The 18,648-nt window shown below is 58.9% G+C and carries 21 protein-coding genes and 1 pseudogene; 13 read left to right on the forward strand and 9 right to left on the reverse strand.

Going from position 1 to position 18,648, the window contains the following annotated elements; all coding sequences use genetic code 11:
• Positions 1 to 92 precede the first annotated feature (92 nt).
• Complete coding sequence (gene hppD / locus SOP85_RS28595) at positions 93 to 1,169, reverse strand: 4-hydroxyphenylpyruvate dioxygenase (RefSeq protein WP_274077140.1); 1,077 nt, start codon at positions 1,167 to 1,169, stop codon at positions 93 to 95.
• A 444-nt stretch (positions 1,170 to 1,613) separates the two neighbouring features.
• On the opposite strand from hppD, the gene SOP85_RS28600 reads away from it, so the two are divergent.
• Both SOP85_RS28600 and SOP85_RS28605 read left to right on the forward strand, forming a co-directional pair.
• Complete coding sequence (locus tag SOP85_RS28600) at positions 1,614 to 3,146, forward strand: cyclic diguanylate phosphodiesterase (protein WP_323629069.1); 1,533 nt, start codon at positions 1,614 to 1,616, stop codon at positions 3,144 to 3,146.
• Positions 3,147 to 3,373: 227 nt separating this feature from the next.
• A complete protein-coding gene (locus SOP85_RS28605) occupies positions 3,374 to 3,736 on the forward strand; it encodes a histone-like nucleoid-structuring protein, MvaT/MvaU family (RefSeq protein WP_008065377.1) in 363 nt (120 codons plus the stop codon).
• Between the two features lie 179 nt (positions 3,737 to 3,915).
• On the opposite strand, the gene SOP85_RS28610 is transcribed toward SOP85_RS28605, so the two are convergent.
• Entirely contained in the window at positions 3,916 to 4,440 is a 525-nt protein-coding gene (locus SOP85_RS28610) for a DUF4946 domain-containing protein (RefSeq protein ID WP_323629070.1), read from the reverse strand.
• Between the two features lie 145 nt (positions 4,441 to 4,585).
• On the opposite strand from SOP85_RS28610, the gene gloA reads away from it, so the two are divergent.
• Positions 4,586 to 5,107, forward strand: coding sequence for a lactoylglutathione lyase (gene gloA, locus SOP85_RS28615; protein WP_274077143.1), 522 nt, complete (start codon positions 4,586 to 4,588; stop codon positions 5,105 to 5,107).
• 173 nt (positions 5,108 to 5,280) lie between these two features.
• On the opposite strand, the gene ahpF is transcribed toward gloA, so the two are convergent.
• The 3 genes from ahpF to SOP85_RS28630 form a co-directional block, all read right to left on the reverse strand.
• On the reverse strand, positions 5,281 to 6,843 hold the full coding sequence (gene ahpF, locus SOP85_RS28620) for an alkyl hydroperoxide reductase subunit F (protein WP_323629071.1): 1,563 nt from the start codon (positions 6,841 to 6,843) through the stop codon (positions 5,281 to 5,283).
• Positions 6,844 to 6,970: 127 nt separating this feature from the next.
• Positions 6,971 to 7,534 carry an alkyl hydroperoxide reductase subunit C gene (ahpC, locus tag SOP85_RS28625; protein WP_007975937.1) on the reverse strand — a complete coding sequence of 188 codons (564 nt, stop codon included), beginning with the start codon at positions 7,532 to 7,534 and terminating at the stop codon, positions 6,971 to 6,973.
• A gap of 137 nt (positions 7,535 to 7,671) precedes the next feature.
• A complete protein-coding gene (locus SOP85_RS28630) occupies positions 7,672 to 8,610 on the reverse strand; it encodes a site-specific integrase (RefSeq protein ID WP_323629072.1) in 939 nt (312 codons plus the stop codon).
• Positions 8,611 to 8,864: 254 nt separating this feature from the next.
• On the opposite strand from SOP85_RS28630, the gene SOP85_RS28635 reads away from it, so the two are divergent.
• Entirely contained in the window at positions 8,865 to 9,878 is a 1,014-nt protein-coding gene (locus SOP85_RS28635) for a DNA-binding protein (RefSeq protein ID WP_323629074.1), read from the forward strand.
• On the opposite strand, the gene gorA is transcribed toward SOP85_RS28635, so the two are convergent.
• The gene (gorA, locus tag SOP85_RS28640; protein ID WP_323629075.1) at positions 9,875 to 11,233 is read right to left on the reverse strand and encodes a glutathione-disulfide reductase; all 1,359 of its coding nucleotides are present in this window, start codon (positions 11,231 to 11,233) and stop codon (positions 9,875 to 9,877) included. The genes SOP85_RS28635 and gorA overlap by 4 nt on opposite strands.
• 293 nt (positions 11,234 to 11,526) lie before the next feature.
• On the opposite strand from gorA, the pseudogene SOP85_RS28645 reads away from it, so the two are divergent.
• Both SOP85_RS28645 and SOP85_RS28650 read left to right on the forward strand, forming a co-directional pair.
• Positions 11,527 to 11,703, forward strand: a pseudogene (locus SOP85_RS28645) (IS66 family transposase); the annotation flags it as partial.
• 23 nt (positions 11,704 to 11,726) lie between these two features.
• Entirely contained in the window at positions 11,727 to 12,275 is a 549-nt protein-coding gene (locus SOP85_RS28650) for an AAA family ATPase (RefSeq protein ID WP_323629076.1), read from the forward strand.
• Positions 12,276 to 12,802: 527 nt separating this feature from the next.
• Here the strand turns inward: SOP85_RS28650 and galU are convergent.
• Entirely contained in the window at positions 12,803 to 13,642 is an 840-nt protein-coding gene (gene galU / locus SOP85_RS28660) for a UTP--glucose-1-phosphate uridylyltransferase GalU (protein WP_274077150.1), read from the reverse strand.
• A 292-nt stretch (positions 13,643 to 13,934) separates the two neighbouring features.
• Between galU and SOP85_RS28665 the strand changes: the two genes are divergently transcribed.
• Entirely contained in the window at positions 13,935 to 14,123 is a 189-nt protein-coding gene (locus tag SOP85_RS28665; RefSeq protein ID WP_110747774.1) for a hypothetical protein, read from the forward strand.
• A 129-nt stretch (positions 14,124 to 14,252) separates the two neighbouring features.
• Complete coding sequence (locus SOP85_RS28670; protein WP_274077151.1) at positions 14,253 to 14,534, forward strand: hypothetical protein; 282 nt, start codon at positions 14,253 to 14,255, stop codon at positions 14,532 to 14,534.
• Between the two features lie 11 nt (positions 14,535 to 14,545).
• On the opposite strand, the gene SOP85_RS28675 is transcribed toward SOP85_RS28670, so the two are convergent.
• Positions 14,546 to 14,776, reverse strand: a complete 231-nt coding sequence (locus SOP85_RS28675) for a hypothetical protein (protein WP_274077152.1) — start codon at positions 14,774 to 14,776, stop codon at positions 14,546 to 14,548.
• Positions 14,777 to 14,849: 73 nt separating this feature from the next.
• Positions 14,850 to 15,203 carry a hypothetical protein gene (locus tag SOP85_RS28680; protein WP_274077153.1) on the reverse strand — a complete coding sequence of 118 codons (354 nt, stop codon included), beginning with the start codon at positions 15,201 to 15,203 and terminating at the stop codon, positions 14,850 to 14,852.
• A 211-nt stretch (positions 15,204 to 15,414) separates the two neighbouring features.
• On the opposite strand from SOP85_RS28680, the gene SOP85_RS28685 reads away from it, so the two are divergent.
• The 5 genes from SOP85_RS28685 to ada all read left to right on the forward strand — a co-directional run bounded on the left by SOP85_RS28685 (position 15,415) and on the right by ada (position 18,567).
• Positions 15,415 to 15,717 carry a DUF1883 domain-containing protein gene (locus SOP85_RS28685; RefSeq protein WP_008065357.1) on the forward strand — a complete coding sequence of 101 codons (303 nt, stop codon included), beginning with the start codon at positions 15,415 to 15,417 and terminating at the stop codon, positions 15,715 to 15,717.
• A 35-nt stretch (positions 15,718 to 15,752) separates the two neighbouring features.
• Entirely contained in the window at positions 15,753 to 15,920 is a 168-nt protein-coding gene (locus SOP85_RS28690; RefSeq protein ID WP_274077159.1) for a hypothetical protein, read from the forward strand.
• 119 nt (positions 15,921 to 16,039) lie between these two features.
• Positions 16,040 to 16,744, forward strand: a complete 705-nt coding sequence (locus SOP85_RS28695; RefSeq protein WP_323629078.1) for a 2OG-Fe(II) oxygenase — start codon at positions 16,040 to 16,042, stop codon at positions 16,742 to 16,744.
• 5 nt (positions 16,745 to 16,749) lie between these two features.
• Positions 16,750 to 17,415, forward strand: a complete 666-nt coding sequence (gene alkB / locus SOP85_RS28700) for a DNA oxidative demethylase AlkB (protein ID WP_323629080.1) — start codon at positions 16,750 to 16,752, stop codon at positions 17,413 to 17,415.
• An 87-nt stretch (positions 17,416 to 17,502) separates the two neighbouring features.
• Complete coding sequence (gene ada, locus SOP85_RS28705) at positions 17,503 to 18,567, forward strand: bifunctional DNA-binding transcriptional regulator/O6-methylguanine-DNA methyltransferase Ada (protein WP_323629079.1); 1,065 nt, start codon at positions 17,503 to 17,505, stop codon at positions 18,565 to 18,567.
• Positions 18,568 to 18,648: the final 81 nt, after the last annotated feature.

An 18,648-nucleotide genomic window follows, 5' to 3' on the forward strand; every position in this document is an offset into this window, starting at 1 on the left:
TCGCGAAAGCGGTGTATCAGTCAACGTTACTTGTGACTGACACACCGCTTTCGCGAGCAAGCCCGCTCCCACAGTTTTACAGCGCTAACCCATTAATCAGTGGACAACACACCACGACGAACCTGATCCCGCTCAATCGACTCGAACAACGCCTTGAAGTTGCCTTCACCGAAACCGTCATCCCCTTTACGCTGGATGAATTCGAAGAACACCGGCCCCATCAGGGTTTCCGAGAAGATCTGCAGCAGCAGGCGCTTGTCGCCCGACTCGGACGAACCGTCCAGCAGAATGCCACGCGCCTGCAACTCGCCCACTGGCTCACCGTGGTTGGGCAAACGGCCTTCGAGCATTTCGTAGTAAGTGTCCGGCGGCGCGGTCATGAAGCGCATGCCGATGCTTTTCAGGTGATCCCAGGTCTTGAGCAGATCATCGGACAGGAAGGCCACGTGCTGGATGCCCTCGCCGTTGAACTGCATCAGGAACTCTTCGATCTGCCCGGCGCCCTTGGACGACTCTTCGTTCAACGGGATGCGGATCATGCCGTCCGGGGCGGTCATGGCCTTGGAGGTCAGGCCGGTGTACTCACCCTTGATGTCGAAGTAGCGGATTTCACGGAAGTTGAACAGCTTCTCGTAGAAGTTCGCCCAGTAAGCCATGCGACCGCGATACACGTTATGGGTCAGGTGGTCGATGATCTTAAGGCCGGCACCGACCGGGTGGCGGTCAACGCCTTCCAGGAACACGAAGTCGATGTCATAGATCGAGCTGCCTTCACCGAAACGGTCGATCAGGTACAGCGGCGCGCCGCCGATGCCCTTGATCGCCGGCAGGTTCAGCTCCATCGGGCCGGTCTCGATGTGGATCGGCTGGGCACCGAGTTCCAGGGCGCGGTTGTAGGCCTTTTGCGAGTCCTTGACGCGGAACGCCATGCCGCACACCGACGGGCCGTGCTCGGCGGCGAAGTACGAGGCGACGCTGTTGGGTTCGTTGTTGAGGATCAGGTTGATCGCGCCCTGGCGATACAGGTGCACGTCCTTGGAGCGATGGGTCGCGACCTTGGTGAAGCCCATGATCTCGAAGATCGGCTCCAGGGTATTGGGGGTTGGCGATGCCAGTTCGATGAACTCGAAGCCCATCAGGCCCATTGGGTTTTCGTATAAATCTGCCATGGTTGGCGCCTCATCATGCTTTTGGAATTAACAAAGGTTAGTTGCCAGCAATGCTGAGACCGGTGGGTGGCGCGCAGGAGATGCCCCGCACGCTGCGGGCGAGGAAGTCACCGTAGATCAATTGAAACCCGAATATCTTCATTGTCGACCCGAGGCTCTGAGGGCGAGGCTTCTGCTGCCAGAAGACGATTATTATTGTATGCGTAACCTGATTCTACACAGCGTAAATCAATTTGTCCGCCTCCTGTATCAAATCCCCTTTTTCCCCCACCGTGCAAGGGGTTTGTTGCACAGGTAAATCCCCGCCAGGATCACCCTGTTCACGCGTAGACATCGTTTTTTCCTGAAGGGCCAACTATCCTGCCCCGTACCTGAACTCTTCATGGGAGGCCTCACGCCCCGCCAGCCTTTGAGAGCCCGACTTCATCGATACAGGTTTCGCGAATGCCACTGAAAACCAAAGCCCGACAACGCCGCATGAGGGTCGCCGTGACCCTGTTGAGTGGACTGCTCCCGATCCTGCTGGGTTTTGCCATTCTGCATATGCAGGCCGAACGTGTACTCCGGCACAGTACCGAGCACACCGCCGAGGAAGCGCTTCGCCAGTTCGAACTGATGCTCGACAACACCGCTCAGGCAGCGCGCGAATTATTGCCGTTGGCCGGCCAGAGTTGCATTGACGTCAACCTGGCATTGCGCGAGCAGGTAACAAAGCGTCCATTCGTGCGCTCAACCAACCTGCTGTGGGACGACACAATCTATTGCAGTTCCCTGTTCGGCGATTATCACGAAAAAATCGCTTCGGGAGACTTTGCCAACGGCCAGCTGTTGCTGATGAAGGGCAACCCGGTAACGCCCGACACCGCCTTACTCGTCTATAGAATCAGCGACGGCAAACGGGGCGCCATGAGCACGCTGGACGGATACCACCTGAGCAATCTCTTGCGCCTGATCGGGCGACAGAAACTGCTGTTGTTGCAAGTGGGACCTAACTGGTTGTCCGCCGACGGTAGTTTTCACGTTGGCGACCCACCCGAGTTCCCCGTCGCAGAAAACAGTCTGACCTCTTCGCGTTATCCCTTCAGTGTGAAGGCCGGTTTCCCCGCAGGCGAAGTGTGGCGGTACATGAGCAGTGAATATCCGCCACTGTTCAGCTTGTTGCTGTTTTTCGGTGTGATCTCCGGTTTTATCGGGCATGTCATCCAGAAACGTTCGTCGTCCCCGACCCTTGAGATGCAACGCGCACTGGACGCGGGAGAGTTCGTGCCGTATTTCCAGCCGGTGGTGCAGGCGCACAGTAAAAAGTGCAGGGGGGTCGAGGTGCTGATGCGCTGGGACCATCCCAAGGAAGGCCTGGTGCGCGCCGATCTGTTCATTCCGTTTGCCGAACACTGCGGACTGATCGTGCCCATGACCCGCTCGATCATGGAACAGACCGCACTGCTGCTGGCACCGCGGTCGGCGTCCTTTACCGAGCCGTTTCACATCGGCATCAATATCACCGCCGATCATTGCCGTGATCTTGCATTGGTCGAGGATTGCCGCCAGTTCCTCGACGCGTTTGCCCCCGGCTCCATCCACCTGGTCCTGGAGTTGACCGAGCGCAAGCTGATCGAGCCCACGGCCATTACCCATCAACTGTTCGAGCAGTTGCATGACCTTGGCGTGATGATCGCCATCGACGACTTCGGTACAGGCCACTCTAGCCTGGGATACCTGCGCCAGTTCAACGTGGACTTCCTGAAGATCGACCAGAGCTTTGTCGCCATGATCGGCGTCGACACCCTCTCCAGTCACATCCTGGACAGCATCATCGAGCTGGCGGCCAAGCTCAATCTGGCCATGGTTGCCGAAGGGGTGGAAACCCCGGAACAAAGTGACTACCTGACCGCCCACCATGTGAACTACCTGCAAGGTTATCTATTTGGCCGACCGATGCCTGCGGCAGACTTCATTAACGCATTAAGTGATCATTAACTAGTGGCCTTTAGCAGCCAACCACTCTCTCCAAAATGTATCAAGGCACAACTCTTGTTACATGAAGAAAAAGACATGATTTACTCTTGATCAATTAACTACTACAATTTTTCATGCCTGCGCTAGATTGGCAGGTGAGCCATTTATCACCGAGTCGCTTCAAGGCTCTTGGCTTATAGCTTTGTTTGCGGTTGGTATCAGCCAAACACACTATTGGAGTAAAGATATTGTCCAGACTCGCTGAATTTCGTGCAGCTGAAAAGGCCCTTCAAGAGCAGCTCAAGCAGCTTGAATCCCTGAAGAACGATGCCGGGCTCAAGAAAGAAATCGAATTCGAAGAAAAGCTCCAGGGGCTGATGAAAACCTACGGCAAGAGCCTGCGCGACATCATCGCCATCCTCGACCCGAACCCGGCAAAATCCGGTCTGCAACAGGCCGCGCCGAAAACCCGCCGCGCTCGCGTGGTCAAGGTTTATCAGAACCCGCATACCGGCGAGCTGATTGAAACCAAGGGTGGCAACCATCGCGGGCTGAAGGCCTGGAAGGAACAATACGGTGCCGCCACCGTCGATTCCTGGCTGCGTGGCTAAACCTTCGTACTGAAAAAAAAACAAAGCCCTGCACATGCAGGGCTTTTTTCATTGATAGCATCTAAATGCAAGCATCTCGGCCGATCAACCGGTACTTTCCGGGCAACTTTCTGCTTAATCCTTTTGGCTATCCAACACTCTCGGCACTGCATGAAAACGGCGTTCATTGAAGCCTTCAACTAAAGTTGCAAGCCGTTACGAGCCGCCTCTATTTCATTCTGGCTGGCCTTATAAGCCTCAGCCTGCCCGGCGTAGGAAAGAACGTACGCCTTATCGGCATCCACCGCCGCGACCAATGTTTGAGACAGCACATGCCGGCCGTTCTGGGTGATGGTGCAGGTGGTTTCCAGGGCCGCCAGGCGACTCAAGGTGGTCGAGTGAATCCGGTTGCAAACGCTTTGATAACCACCCTGGAAAAAGTCTTTCTGCACCGACTTGCGCATCTCCAGCAACACCGCTTCCAGGTTCACCTGATGACCGCTTTGCACCCGGGTCATGGTCAGTTCCATCACCATCACCGGCGTGCCTTGCGCATCATTCTTGACCGCACGCTGGCGACTGACTCCGGCGCCAGCGTCGCCCTGGGCAACCTCTTCGACCTGCCAGCCTGGCGGCCAGGTCACCACCGGCTCATCGGTATCAGCCTGGGCCACAACCGCAAGCACACCACTCAAGAGAATCAACGCCCTGCACAAACGAATCATTGCAATCAACACCCGGCCAGTTAGCCCTGAAGTCTGATCCTCGACCGGCGGTCAGGCAATAGCAGGTGCTTCGAGTTTGGTGATGTCGCCGTCCATGCGTATCATTGTCATCATTCGTCAGCCCCAATTATTTTCCGGAGGGCCCATGAGCCTGCACGAACTGAACACCTTCCCCGGCGTGACCGCACAGCCTGACACAGCCACCCGGCAATTCGTCTTCAACCACACCATGTTGCGGGTCAAGGACATCACCAAGTCCCTGGACTTCTACACGCGCATCCTCGGTTTCTCGCTGGTGGAGAAACGCGATTTTCCGGAAGCGGAATTCAGCCTCTACTTCCTCGCCCTGGTCGACAAGAGCCAGATTCCGGCCGATGCCGCCGCGCGTACGCAGTGGATGAAATCGATCCCCGGCATTCTCGAGCTGACCCATAACCACGGCACCGAAAACGATCCGGACTTTGCCTATCACAATGGCAATACCGACCCGCGCGGATTCGGCCACATCTGCATCTCCGTGCCGGACATCGTCGCCGCGTGCGAGCGCTTCGAAGCGCTGGGCTGCGACTTCCAGAAGCGCCTGAACGACGGCCGCATGAAGAGCCTGGCGTTCATCAAGGACCCGGATGCCTATTGGGTTGAAATCATCCAGCCAGCCCCACTCTAACGCACACCGCCTATCCCCCTGTGGGAGCGGGCTTGCTCGCGAAAGCGGTGTGTCATTCAGCAGTGATGGTGGCTGACACACCGCTTTCGCGAGCAAGCCCGCTCCCACATTTGGAAATGTGTCGGAAAAAAAACCCATGATCGCTCATGGGTTTTGTGTTTTCAGCGTCCGGTTTATGCCGGGGCCGAGGTGCGGATCAAGTGGTCGAATGCGCTCAGGGAAGCCTTGGCGCCCTCGCCCACTGCGATCACGATCTGCTTGTACGGCACGGTGGTCACGTCGCCAGCGGCGAAGATGCCCGGCACCGAGGTTTCACCGCGCGCATCGACGATGATCTCGCCACGGGGTGACAGCTCGATGGTGCCCTTGAGCCAATCGGTGTTGGGCAACAGACCGATCTGCACGAAGATCCCTTCCAGTTCCACGCTGCGCAATTCGTCAGTCTGACGATCCTTGTAGCGCAGGCCGTTGACCTTCTGCCCGTCGCCCGTCACTTCAGTGGTTTGCGCACTGGTGATCACCGTCACGTTCGGCAGGCTGTGCAACTTGCGCTGCAACACCGCATCGGCACGCAGTTGTACATCGAACTCGAGCAGCGTGACGTGGGACACGATACCGGCCAGGTCGATAGCCGCTTCCACGCCGGAGTTGCCGCCACCAATCACCGCCACGCGCTTGCCTTTGAACAACGGGCCGTCGCAGTGCGGGCAGTAGGCCACGCCCTTGTTGCGGTATTCCTGCTCGCCGGGCACGTTCATTTCACGCCACCGCGCACCCGTGGCCAGGATCACGGTCTTGGCTTTCAGCTTAGCGCCGCTGGCGAACTGAACTTCATGCAGCTCGCCGTCTTTTCCCGGCAGCAGCTTGTCGGCGCGTTGCAGGTTCATGATGTCCACGTCGTACTGCTTGACGTGTTCTTCCAGGGCGACGGCCAGTTTTGGCCCTTCGGTTTCCTGCACGGAGATGAAGTTTTCGATGGCCATGGTGTCAAGCACCTGCCCACCAAAACGCTCGGCCGCGACACCGGTGCGAATGCCTTTACGCGCAGCATAGATCGCCGCCGCAGCACCGGCCGGGCCACCGCCGACCACCAATACGTCAAAGGCTTGCTTGGCGCTGATCTTCTCGGCCTGGCGCTCGATGCCGCTGGTATCGATCCTGGCGAGGATCTCTTCCAGGCCCATGCGGCCCTGGCCGAAGTTCACGCCGTTGAGGTAGATGCTCGGTACCGCCATGATCTGGCGCTCATCGACTTCTGCCTGGAACAGCGCGCCGTCGATGGCGACGTGGCGGATGTTGGGGTTGAGTACCGCCATCAGGTTCAACGCCTGGACCACGTCCGGGCAGTTCTGGCAGGACAGCGAGAAATAAGTCTCGAAGTTGAACTCACCCTTGAGCGAGCGGATCTGTTCGATCACTTCGACACTGGCCTTGGAGGGGTGACCGCCGACTTGCAGCAAGGCCAGCACCAGGGATGTGAATTCGTGGCCCATCGGGATGCCGGCGAAACGCAGGCTGATATCCGCGCCCGGGCGGTTGATCGAGAACGATGGCTTGCGGGCGTCATCACCGTTGTCGAGCAAGGTAATCTGGGTGGAAAGACTGCTGACGTCTTTCAGCAGTGCGAGCATTTCCTGGGATTTCGCACCGTCGTCGAGTGAGGCAACGATCTCGATCGGCTGGGTGACCCGTTCCAGGTACGATTTCAACTGGGCTTTAAGATTGGTGTCCAACATACGGGCGATTTCCTTGAATGTGTGGCATAAAAAAACGCCCGAGCGAATCTCGCCCGGGCGTTTTTATTGGGCGGTGCAGCTTGCTTAGAAGGTGCGGAAGTCCGCCCTGATGAAGCGCGTCACGGACTTAGATCTTGCCGACCAGGTCCAGGGACGGGGCCAGCGTGGCCTCGCCTTCTTTCCACTTGGCTGGGCAGACCTGGCCCGGGTGAGCAGCGACGTACTGGGCAGCCTTGATCTTGCGCAGCAGCTCGGAAGCATCACGACCTACACCGCCGTCGTTCAGCTCGACGATCTTGATCTGGCCTTCAGGGTTGATCACGAAGGTGCCACGGTCAGCCAGGCCAGCTTCTTCGATCAGCACGTCGAAGTTGCGGGAGATGGCGTGGGTTGGGTCGCCGATCATGGTGTACTGGATCTTGCCGATGGCTGGCGAAGTGTTGTGCCAGGCAGCGTGGGCGAAGTGGGTGTCGGTGGAAACGCTGTAGATCTCGACGCCCAGTTTCTGGAAAGCGTCGTAGTTGTCAGCCAGGTCTTCCAGCTCGGTCGGGCAAACGAAGGTGAAGTCGGCCGGGTAGAAGAACACCACGGACCACTTGCCTTTCAGATCGGCGTCGGAAACTTTTACGAAGTCGCCGTTTTTGAATGCGTCAGCTTTGAATGGTTTAACTTGGCTGTTGATGATAGGCATCGTTGACTCTCCGTCAGGGGTTAAGAAGTTGATGGAGAGACTTTACCCACTCGACGGACGGTTGGCTCATTGGCAAACCTCATGCCGCTGATTGGCTTTCGCTATTAGCCAACAGTATTAATAGAAGAAAAGCGAATTTACGACTCGAGTGGCTTTTCCGCGAGACGGGCCATGCCGGGAAAGGGACTGGCTTCGATGTAGCGCATGGCGGATTTGATGTCCTTCCAGCCGACGTAGCTCATCAATGACTTCAAGTCCCATCCGCTCTGGTGTGCCCACGAGGCAAACCCACGGCGCAGGGAGTGGCTGGTGTAGTGCTCGGCGGGTATGCCGGCGCGCTCCAGCGCCTGGCGCAACAGCGGGATCACGCTGTTGGCGTGCAGGCCCTCCTCGCTCAAATGCCCCCAACGGTCGATGCCACGGAACACCGGCCCGCGAACCAGCGCGGCCTCGGTGATCCAGTCGATGTAGGCCTGCACCGGGCATAACCGCTGCAGCGCGGGGGTCTGGTAGGTCTTGCCGAGGTTTTCCCGGTCGCTCTTGCTGCGTGGCAAGTACAGGGTGATGCCGGAACCTGCGCTGGCCTGCACATGCTCGATCTGCACACGGCATAACTCATCGCTGCGAAAGCCTCGCCAGAAGCCCAGCAGGATTAACGCCATGTCGCGCCGAGCCCGCAGCAGCCCCGGTCGATCGCCTTGTTGCCGGGCGGTTAACGCCTCCAGTTCAAGCCAGGCCACAACCTGTTCCAGATGCTGAAGCTGCAGCGGCTCGGCCTGTTTTTCCTGGGCCGGATGTAACGCCCGAATGCCCTTGAACACCTTGCGCACCACCGGCGCCTTGGTGGGGTCGGCAAACCCCTGGCTGTTATGCCACTGCGCCAGCGCTGACAAGCGCAGCTTCAAGGTGTTAATCGACAGCACACCCGCGTGGGCCACCAGATAGCGCGCCACGCTGTCGCCGGTTGCCGGCAGGAAACCGCCCCAACTCACCTCGAAATGCTCGATGGCCGCCCGATAGCTGCGACGGGTGTTGTCGCGCGTGGCGGCTTGCAGGTAACGATCCAGCTCGCTCATGTAAATAACCTTGCTTCAACTGTAGGAGCGAGCTCGCTCGCGATGGACGTTAACGATGACGCTGGCCGGGTGGATGTACGCGGCGCCGGGGTTTGTGTACGGATCTGGAGGCGCGAACGCCTCAAAATCGATATAACACGGGGTAATACCAGTATATCCCGTATCAGGATAATCAGATATCAAGCTTCATCAAATGAATGGTACAATGTGTATATACGTGGTACGTACCACATAGCAAAAACGCAGGAGTTCTCATGGCCCGTGTCGGCGTGAATAAACAAGTGGTGCAAGCGGCGCGGTTGGCGATCATTGCCCGTGGCGAAAACCCCAGCATCGATGCCGTGCGCATCGAAATGGGCAATACCGGTTCGAAAACCACGATCCATCGCTATATGAAAGAGCTCGACGACAGCACCCCGGACCCTGACGAGACGCCGTCCGAGCCGATCGACGACGAGTTGCTGGCCTTGGTGACGCGCCTGGCACAGCGGCTCAAGGAGCAGGCCCAGGAACCGATTGACCAGGCACGCGAGCAGTACGAGCAACAACGCAAGGCGCTGGAATTGCAGCTGCAACAGGCCGAGCAAGCCAATACGCAATTGCAGCAACACTACGAACTGCAAAGCCTGGCCCTGACCCAGGAATCCGAGGCACTGCAAAGCACCCGCGATCAACTTCAGGGCGAACAGACCCGCAATGCCGGACAGAGCCAGGCATTGGCTGATTTCGAATTGCGTTTGCGGGACAAGGACGAGCAGATTCGCTCGCTCGAAGAGAAACACCTGCACAGCCGTGACGCCCTGGAGCACTACCGCAACGCGGTCAAGGAGCAGCGCGAGCAGGAGCAAAGCCGCCACGAAGGTCAGGTACAGCAACTGCAGATGGAATTGCGCCAGGCTCAGCAAAGCGCCCTGGTGCGCCAGGACGAAATCACCCAGCTGCACCGCGACAACGAACGCCTGCTGACGGAGAACCGCGGCACCTTGCGCGAGCTGAGCCTATTGCAAGAGCAGCTCAAGCAAAGCAATACCCGCCAGGATCAACTGCTCGACCAGGCCAACCGGGTCGACAGCGAACGCACCCTCCTCCAGGAACGCCTGCGTGTCGCCATGCTGGAAAGCCAGGCGCTCAAACAGAGCGTCGAGGAGCAAACGCAGGCGAACAAGTCACTGGAAATCGAACTGCTGAAAACCCAGGCAGAGCTGGAAGAAAGCGTACGCCTGGCCGCTGCCATTGCAGCAGCGCCAGGCGTCGCCAAGGGCGATTAAGCGCCGACCGGGGTACGCAGGGTCACGAACTCTTCGGCGGCCGTCGGGTGCACCCCGATGGTTTCGTCGAAGTGGCGCTTGGTGGCGCCGGCCTTCAAGGCGATGGCCAGGCCCTGGACGATTTCACCCGCCTCGGGACCGACCATGTGGCAACCCAGCACCTTGTCGGTCTGGGCGTCCACCACCAGCTTCATCAGCGTGCGCTCCTGGCATTCGGTCAGGGTCAGCTTCATCGGCCGGAACCGGCTTTCGAAGATCTGCACCTCGTGGCCAGCTTCCCGCGCTTCCTCCTCGGTCAGACCCACCGTGCCGATGTTCGGCAGGCTGAACACCGCCGTCGGGATCATCTTGTAGTCCACCGGGCGATATTGCTCAGGCTTGAACAGGCGTCGCGCTACCGCCATGCCTTCGGCCAGCGCCACGGGCGTCAGCTGCACCCGGCCGATCACATCGCCCAGGGCCAGGATCGAAGGCTCGGCCGTCTGGTACAGGTCATCCACCTCGACGAAGCCTTTCTTGTCGAGCTTCACCCCGGTATTTTCCAACCCGAGGTTGTCCAGCATCGGCCGCCGACCGGTGGCGTAGAACACGCAATCGGCCTCCAGCTGCCGGCCATCCTTGAGCGTCACCTTCAGGCTGCCATCGGCTTGCTTGTCGATACGCTCGATGTCGGCATTGAATTGCAGGTCCATGCCGCGCTTGGTCAGCTCTTCCTGCAAATGCTTGCGCACGGAACCGTCGAAGCCACGCAGGAACAACTCACCGCGATACAGCAACGTGGTCTGGGCACCCAGGCCGTGGAAGATCCCGGCGAACTCGACGGCGATGTAACCACCACCCACCACCAGCACACGCTTGGGCAGCTCTTTCAGGAAAAACGCCTGGTTGGAACTGATCGCATGCTCGTGCCCGGGAATCTCTGGAATCTGCGGCCAGCCACCGGTGGCGATCAGAATGTTTTCAGCCGAGTGGCGCTCACCATTGATCTCGACGGTATGCGGGTCGACGATCTTGGCGTGACCTTCGTGCAACGTTACGCCGCTGTTGACCAGCAGGTTGCGGTAGATGCCGTTGAGGCGATTGATCTCGCGGTCCTTGTTGGCGATCAGCGTCGCCCAGTCGAACTGCGCCTCATCCAGGCTCCAGCCAAACCCCGAAGCCTGCTCGAAGTCCTCGGCAAAGTGCGCGCCATAAACCAGCAGTTTCTTCGGCACGCAGCCGACGTTCACACAAGTGCCGCCCAGATAGCGACTCTCGGCCACGGCCACTTTCGCCCCGAACCCGGCAGCAAACCGAGCCGCCCGCACACCGCCAGAACCGGCGCCAATCACATAAAGGTCAAAATCGTAGGCCATTTTCAATCTCCTCGGCAGGCCAATAGCATACCTGCGGACGGCCGCTGAGCAAGCGTTGTGCTGAAATGCTCGGGCCAATCTCCGTTTTCGGTCAACGCTTCTCTGCAGATTGCGTTTTCGGAATCCGCAGAGTGCGCCACGCAATCAAAATTGCCATGAGTGCCAGGCCGGACGTCACCCACGAAACCAAACCGATTCCACCTTCGAATGCCCTTCCCGCCTGCGCCATCAATTCCCCTGCTTGATCACCCGACAAGTCTGCAGCCACATGATAGGCGCCGGACAGCGTCTAGCGCTGGACGGCACTGACTCGATATGTCGAGGACGGCGCTGTGCCCGTCGATAATATCGCGGTCGAAAATCAGATAAGGCCGTGGGCGCTTGGACGCTCCAACTGGTTGTTCGCCGGATCGCTTCGTAGCGGCAAGCGCATCAGTGGGGCATGGTTAACTATCGGAGATAGCAAACTCGTTTTAGAGCGGCCGAAAGCAAAATGACAAAAGAGACTGCACATTACATCTTGATCACAGGCGCGGCTGGTACCGGCACCTCGACCTTAGCGGCTGCTTTAGCAAAGGAACTGAGCACAACTCACCTGGAAGCAGATGATTTTTTGTGGCTGCCCAGTAACCCGCCATACCAGCATCTGGCAGACAAAACGCAACGAGGAGAGCGCTTGCTACAAGAAATGCGCTCTCATGGCCGTGCAGTGGTTGCCGGATCTGTAATGGGCTGGGGTCAACCGCTTGAGAGCGAATTTGATCTTGTGGTGTTCCTTTATCTTCCTGTTGAACTCAGATTAGAGAGACTGAAACGTCGAGAGGTAAAACGCTTCGGTCAAGCAAAGCCGGAGTTTCTGGCTTGGGCAGCTCAGTATGATGAGGGGGGCGTCCCTGGACGTAGCTTGGCCAGGCATCAGGAATGGCTGTCTACGCTTACCTGTAGTGTCTTAAAGCTTGAGGGGGACATATCCGTTACAGATCGGGTACGGCAAATACTGGATGCAGTCGACGGACTGAACCACACACCTTCAGTCATGTGAACGTGTGTTGGCTATACGCTTACTTTTAGCTGCCTCCATCCCCCTGTAGGAGCGAGCTTGCTCGCGATGGAGGTCAACGATGACGCGGGGATCCTGACACCACGCGGTGCTCTCATGCTCTTCGCGAGCAATCGAGCGTCGACCGGCTGCTCCTTCAGGCTTTTCCAAGTGACTCGCTGTAGGAGCGAAACCATAAGTGGCCGTTATCGCAGGAATGGAAATGTACTCGGTCAACAAAATCCAGGTCGACTTTCAGGCCGCCATCGCCAGCAGGCTGGCTCCCACAGTAGATCGAGTACGGCTGCGAGAGATACTTCGGCGGTCACTCCGCTATCGCTGGCAAGCCAGCTCCTACAGGGGATAGGGTGCAGCAACCAAAGGTTGGTGGGTTGTCAGGACGCCATCGCCGGCAGGCCAGCTCCCACAAAAGCAAACGCCCCGATCAAGTCGGGGCGTTTCTTTAAACCTTCTTCAGCTTGATTAAAGCCTGTGAAGATCGCTTTTCAATACAAGCGGCCGGGGCGCTATCAGTAAGCCTTGCCCGTCTTGTAGAAGTTCTCGAAGCAGAAGTTGGTCGCGTCGATGTAACCTTCGGCGCCGCCGCAGTCGAAACGCTTGCCCTTGAACTTGTAGGCCATCACGCAGCCGTTCTGGGCCTGTTTCATCAGGGCGTCGGTGATCTGGATTTCACCGCCCTTGCCTGGCTCGGTCTGTTCGATCAGGTCGAAGATGTCCGGGGTCAGGATGTAGCGACCGATGATGGCCAGGTTCGATGGCGCATCTTCCGGTTTTGGTTTTTCCACCATGCTGTGCACGCGGTAGATGTCGTCGCGGATCATCTCGCCGGCGATCACGCCGTATTTGTTGGTCTCTTGCGGGTCGACTTCCTGGATGGCCACGATCGAGCAGCGGAACTGCTTGTACAGCTTGACCATCTGGGTCAATACGCCGTCGCCATCGAGGTTGACGCACAGGTCGTCCGCCAGTACCACGGCGAAGGGTTCGTCGCCGATCAGCGGACGGCCGGTCAGGATCGCGTGGCCCAGGCCTTTCATTTCGGTCTGGCGGGTGTAGGAGAACGAGCAGTTATCGAGCAGCTTGCGGATGCCGACCAGGTACTTTTCCTTGTCGGTGCCCTTGATCTGGTTTTCCAGCTCGTAGCTGATGTCGAAATGGTCTTCCAAGGCGCGCTTGCCGCGACCGGTGACGATGGAAATCTCCGTCAGGCCAGCGTCCAGTGCTTCTTCGACGCCGTACTGGATCAGTGGCTTGTTTACCACCGGCAGCATTTCCTTGGGCATGGCTTTGGTCGCTGGCAGGAAGCGAGTGCCGTAACCGGCTGCTGGAAACAAGCATTTCTTGATCATATAAGTCCTTGAAAGGGCTGTGTGTACGAGTTTCGGCGCAGTCTAATCAGGCGGCGTACACCTTACAATGCCCCGCACTGGCTAACCGATGCCATCATAGAGAAATATTCTCGCTGTTAGTTCCGCAGCGAGCACCGCGAATGGATCAGCAGCCTGTTATTGATAGCAGAGTCCACCAGACTTGCACGACAAGTCAACCAACGGGCAAGCGCACCACCGTGCGCCCATCGGCACCCGAACGGTGCATTTGGCGGTATCATGGCGCCATTGAACCAGCCAGCGAGGCAAATAGATGTCAGAAGCAAAAAGCGTCAACGGGTACTTGATCAATAAGGCCAAAGACGGCCAGTGGTGGGTAGCCGGCGTTGGCGGCGAGAACATTGCCGGACCTTTCCCATCCGAAGCCATGGCGATCGAAGTGGCATCGGTGTTGCAACTGGAACACCCGGCACCGAAACGACGGGGCAAGGACAAGAACTGATCCGGCCCGACGCCCTGCCCTTGTGCAGGGCTTTTTTTGCGAATGCCGGAAGAAGTGGCCTTTCGCTATAACCTTTTGCTTCCCACGCTGTCACAGGCTTTGCCCTCTCTTCCTGACGACGACAACGACATGACCAAATTTTTGCCGCTGATTGCGGTGCTGGCCCTCAGTGGCTGCGCAACCTCCGAGACCACTTACCTGAACAATGGCGAACAAGGCCTGGCGATCGACTGCTCCGGCGAGGCCAATTCCTGGGCGACCTGTTACGAAAAGGCCGATGCCTCCTGCGCCGGTACCGGCTACCGGATCGTCGGCACTGACGGCACACCTTCCCCTGAGGAAAGCGACAAGACCCTGGGCGTCGACGTTGGCAACTTCAAGAACCGCAGCGTGGTGGTGGTCTGCAAATAGGGCCGCGTGCCCTACATGTGGATTTCCGCGAACTTGATCCCCAGGCCGCGTACGGTCTCGACCAACTCGTCGAGACTGCCGAAGGATTCGACTTCGTCGCTATCGTCCACCAGGAAAAAACTGCGCCCGGCGCTTTTCTTGAAAAACACGATCCATTCACCCGGATTCGCCGGGTTCTGAATCACATGGGTGGCGCAGATGTGGCCCTCTGCGTGCCGCTCCCGTACCTTCTCTCGCTTCATGCTCGACTCCAGAAATGACAATGCCGCCAAAAGCCTTGCTTTGGCGGCATCGGTGCTGACGGTCGACAGTCTATCAGCCGGAAATGCACGCCGTGGCGGCATCGCGAACATCGAAGGGGCGAATTGGCACGTTGGAGATGCGCTCATGCAGCTTGATGCTGCTGCCACCGGAGCGATCCTCGATATCAAACACCGCCGCCGGGCCGGATGACAGCTTCTGCGGCACGATCACTCGCACCCCGTCTTTCTGCTCCTCGATTTGCAAGGCGCCACGGCTCTCGGCGAGTTTTTCGCTCAGGCACTGCGCGTACTCATGGGGCTTCTTGCCTGAAATCACACTCATGGTCGGCAACGTCTGGTTGATCTCCGAGACACTTGCACAACCACTGATTGCCAAGACCGACAAGCCAAACATGCCCCACTTCATATGAAACCTCCGTTAAAGACCCTCCGACAGCTCAAACACGGGTTTTCTCCAAGGCGCAGTGCTTTTTTCTTCCCGGGTGTGCGCAATCTGCGTTTTTATTGCTCCACCGGGCCCGCACAGCCGGATAATAACGCCTCAGGGCTGATAAACTGCGCCAATCGACCATGCTATCGTTTTGATTTTGTAGAAAAAGCCCTTCTGGAGGCGCCCCATGAAATTTATCCACCAGCGCGAGCACCTCAACGAAGACGACATCGTCGTCATTCAATGCTCGCAAACGTGCAACATACGCTTGATGAACGACGCCAACTTCCGCAGCTTCAAGAATGGCGGCCGTCACACCTATCACGGCGGCGCGTTCGATACCTTCCCGGCCCGCATCACCGCGCCGAGCACCGGGTTCTGGAACATCACCATCGACACGGTCAACCGCCGGCCGATCAGTGTGACGCGCAAGCCGACCCTGACGCACTCCATCAAGATCATCCGCCGCTCCAGCTCGAAACTGAGCTGAGCAGCGACTCACTACGCAGACAGACAGGTATGACCGTGGCCCAGACGACCAAATACGTCATCAAGTACAAACTCAATGGCGAACGCCGCTTCGAATTCGCCCAGCTGGAAAACGGCACGGCAGAAGAAGCCAAAGCCGCGCTGGACGCCCTGCATGGCCAGGAAGACGTCATCAGCGACATCAGCGTCAGCAAAGCGCTGTAACATTGCCCCCAGCGAACATGGACGTCTGCTCCCCGCCGACATTTGACCGCAAGTGTCGGAGTGTTCAAATCGGCAATGCCGCTTAGTCTCGCCACCTCAATGACCTGAGGGCCTCGGCAATGAGCGAGCAATATCTGGACAGGCTGGACTGGCCCCTGCTGGAACAGCAACTCGATCAGGATGGCTGCGCGGTCATCGCGTCGCTGTTGAGCCACAAGGCCTGTGACCGGATCAGCGCCTTGTACGGCCAAACCGAACCCTTTCGCTCGCAGGTGATCATGGCCCGCCACGGTTTTGGCCGTGGCGAGTACAAGTATTTCGACTACCCCTTGCCGCCGCTGGTGGCCCGCCTGCGCAGTGCGCTGTACCCGCGACTGGTGCCGATCGCCAATCGCTGGCATGAGCAGATGGACCTGCCGAGCCGCTTTCCCGACAGCCACCCGGCCTTCCTCGAGCGTTGTCATGCCGCCGGCCAGCAGCGTCCTACACCGCTTTTGCTGCAATACGGCCCCCAGGACTACAACTGCCTGCACCAGGATCTGTATGGCGAGCATGTCTTCCCACTGCAGGTGGCGATTCTTCTGTCAGAACCAGGGGAAGACTTCACCGGCGGTGAGTTCGTGCTCACCGAGCAGCGTCCGCGCATGCAGTCGCGCCCGCAGGTCATCGGTCTGAAAAAAGGCGACGGCCTGATCTTTGCGGTCAACCAGCGCCCGGTCAAAGGCGTGCGCGGTTACTATCGGGTAACCCTGCGCCACGGCGTCAGTCGCCTGCACAGCGGACAACGGCATACCCTTGGGATCATCTTTCACGACGCATCATGAGCACCATGCACCCGACCACCCTAGACCTGTTTGCCGACTTCGAGCCCGAACAGCAGCGCCGGCGCGAGCAGATCGGCGAACAATCCTACGTCCTCAGGGGCTTTGCCCTGCCCTGGCTGGAGCGTTTGCTGCCGGCACTGGAAGCCGTGCTCGCGGCCGCACCGTTCCGGCAAATGGTCACCCCTGGCGGCTTCACCATGTCGGTCGCCCTGAGCAGTTGCGGCACCTGGGGCTGGACCACCGACCGCAGTGGTTATCGCTATACCCGCGACGACCCGCAGACCGGCCTGCCCTGGCCTCCCATGCCCGAGGTTTTTTTCCAGCTGGCGCAGGCCGCGGCCCGGGAGGCAGGATTTGAAGATTTCGTGCCGGACTCCTGCCTGATCAATCGTTATGTGCCTGAGGCGAAAATGTCCCTGCATCAGGACAAGGATGAAAAATCCTACGCTGCACCTATCGTTTCGGTATCGCTGGGGTTGCCGGCGATGTTCCTGTTCGGCGGCTTCTCGCGCAGCGACAAGAGCCAACGGCTGCCGCTGCTGCATGGCGACATCGTGGTCTGGGGCGGCGTCGATCGCTTGCGCTATCACGGCGTCCTGCCGATCAAGGATGGCCAGCACCCGCGCCTGGGCGAACACCGGATCAACTTCACCTTTCGGACCGCGCGCTGACGCCGTGGAGTTTGACCGCAAGCGCCGGAGTGTGGACACAGGGGCCGGTGATTAATCTGCGGCAAACGGGTCAAAGGATGTAATGCCATGACAAGCCAATCGACAAGCATCAGCACCGAAAACGATCCACGCTGGGCCGCGGTTCTCGCCCGCGATCCACAGGCGGACGGGCAATTTGTCTATGCGGTGAAAACCACCGGGATCTACTGCAACCCCAGCAGCCTCTCACGCTTGCCGAAACCACAGAATGTCGAATTCTTCGACAGCGCCGAACTGGCCCAGGCCGCGGGTTATCGTCCCAGCAAGCGCGCGGCGAAGGATCAAAGCGCGGTCGCCGCGCAACATGCCGCCACCGTGGCCGCCGCGTGCCGCCAGATCGAAGCCGCCGAGGCGCTGCCCGCGCTCAATGAGCTTGCTGAAGCAGCAGGTTTGAGCAGCTTTCATTTCCATCGGGTGTTCAAGTCCGTGACCGGCCTGACGCCCAAGGGTTATGCCGCGGCCCATCGTTCCCGCCGGGTGCGCGAGCGGCTGGTGGATGGTCGCTCGGTCACCGATGCGCTGTACGCTGCCGGCTTCAACTCCAACAGCCGATTCTACGAGGCGGCGGATCAGGTGCTGGGCATGAAACCCAAGGATTACCGTGGTGCAGGGCAAAACAATGACATTCGTTTTGCGGTTGGCCAGTGTTCCCTCGGCGCGATCCTGGTGGCGCAAAGCGAGCGTGGCGTCTGCGCGATTCTGCTGGGCGATGATCCGCAGCAATTGGTGTGCGACCTGCAGGACAAGTTTCGCCGCGCCAATCTGATAGGTGCCGACCAGGCCTTCGAACAGCTGATCGCCAGGGTCGTGGGTTTTATCGAGGCACCGGCCCTGGGCCTGGACCTGCCGCTGGATGTGCGCGGCACGGCGTTTCAAGAGCGAGTCTGGCAAGCCCTGCGGGAAATCCCCGCCGGCAGCACCGCCAGCTACGCCGATATCGCCCAGCGCATCGGCGCTCCCAAGGCTGTTCGCGCCGTGGCCCAGGCCTGTGGCGCGAACAGCCTGGCGGTGGCGATTCCTTGTCACCGGGTGGTGCGTAGCGATGGCAATTTGTCGGGGTATCGTTGGGGGGTGGAGCGCAAGCGGCAATTGTTGGAACGGGAAAAGCCGTGAATGGCGGTTGACGTGGTGTGGCCGCCTGCAGACCTGTAGGAGCCCGGCTTGCCGGCGAAGGCGATTTGACGGACGCCTTCG

This window comes from Pseudomonas sp. YuFO20, assembly GCF_035064975.1.
Lineage (GTDB): Bacteria > Pseudomonadota > Gammaproteobacteria > Pseudomonadales > Pseudomonadaceae > Aquipseudomonas > Aquipseudomonas putida_AE.

What these genes read in the sequence shown, in the direction of transcription:
- hppD (WP_274077140.1), bottom strand. Translation starts at nt 1,169, where the DNA reads ATGGCAGATTTATACGAAAACCCAATGGGCCTGATGGGCTTCGAGTTC.
- SOP85_RS28600 (WP_323629069.1), top strand. Translation starts at nt 1,614, where the DNA reads ATGCCACTGAAAACCAAAGCCCGACAACGCCGCATGAGGGTCGCCGTG.
- SOP85_RS28610 (WP_323629070.1), bottom strand. Translation starts at nt 4,440, where the DNA reads ATGATTCGTTTGTGCAGGGCGTTGATTCTCTTGAGTGGTGTGCTTGCG.
- gloA (WP_274077143.1), top strand. Translation starts at nt 4,586, where the DNA reads ATGAGCCTGCACGAACTGAACACCTTCCCCGGCGTGACCGCACAGCCT.
- ahpF (WP_323629071.1), bottom strand. Translation starts at nt 6,843, where the DNA reads ATGTTGGACACCAATCTTAAAGCCCAGTTGAAATCGTACCTGGAACGG.
- ahpC (WP_007975937.1), bottom strand. Translation starts at nt 7,534, where the DNA reads ATGCCTATCATCAACAGCCAAGTTAAACCATTCAAAGCTGACGCATTC.
- SOP85_RS28630 (WP_323629072.1), bottom strand. Translation starts at nt 8,610, where the DNA reads ATGAGCGAGCTGGATCGTTACCTGCAAGCCGCCACGCGCGACAACACC.
- SOP85_RS28635 (WP_323629074.1), top strand. Translation starts at nt 8,865, where the DNA reads ATGGCCCGTGTCGGCGTGAATAAACAAGTGGTGCAAGCGGCGCGGTTG.
- gorA (WP_323629075.1), bottom strand. Translation starts at nt 11,233, where the DNA reads ATGGCCTACGATTTTGACCTTTATGTGATTGGCGCCGGTTCTGGCGGT.
- SOP85_RS28650 (WP_323629076.1), top strand. Translation starts at nt 11,727, where the DNA reads ATGACAAAAGAGACTGCACATTACATCTTGATCACAGGCGCGGCTGGT.
- galU (WP_274077150.1), bottom strand. Translation starts at nt 13,642, where the DNA reads ATGATCAAGAAATGCTTGTTTCCAGCAGCCGGTTACGGCACTCGCTTC.
- SOP85_RS28665 (WP_110747774.1), top strand. Translation starts at nt 13,935, where the DNA reads ATGTCAGAAGCAAAAAGCGTCAACGGGTACTTGATCAATAAGGCCAAA.
- SOP85_RS28670 (WP_274077151.1), top strand. Translation starts at nt 14,253, where the DNA reads ATGACCAAATTTTTGCCGCTGATTGCGGTGCTGGCCCTCAGTGGCTGC.
- SOP85_RS28675 (WP_274077152.1), bottom strand. Translation starts at nt 14,776, where the DNA reads ATGAAGCGAGAGAAGGTACGGGAGCGGCACGCAGAGGGCCACATCTGC.
- SOP85_RS28680 (WP_274077153.1), bottom strand. Translation starts at nt 15,203, where the DNA reads ATGAAGTGGGGCATGTTTGGCTTGTCGGTCTTGGCAATCAGTGGTTGT.
- SOP85_RS28685 (WP_008065357.1), top strand. Translation starts at nt 15,415, where the DNA reads ATGAAATTTATCCACCAGCGCGAGCACCTCAACGAAGACGACATCGTC.
- SOP85_RS28695 (WP_323629078.1), top strand. Translation starts at nt 16,040, where the DNA reads ATGAGCGAGCAATATCTGGACAGGCTGGACTGGCCCCTGCTGGAACAG.
- alkB (WP_323629080.1), top strand. Translation starts at nt 16,750, where the DNA reads ATGCACCCGACCACCCTAGACCTGTTTGCCGACTTCGAGCCCGAACAG.
- ada (WP_323629079.1), top strand. Translation starts at nt 17,503, where the DNA reads ATGACAAGCCAATCGACAAGCATCAGCACCGAAAACGATCCACGCTGG.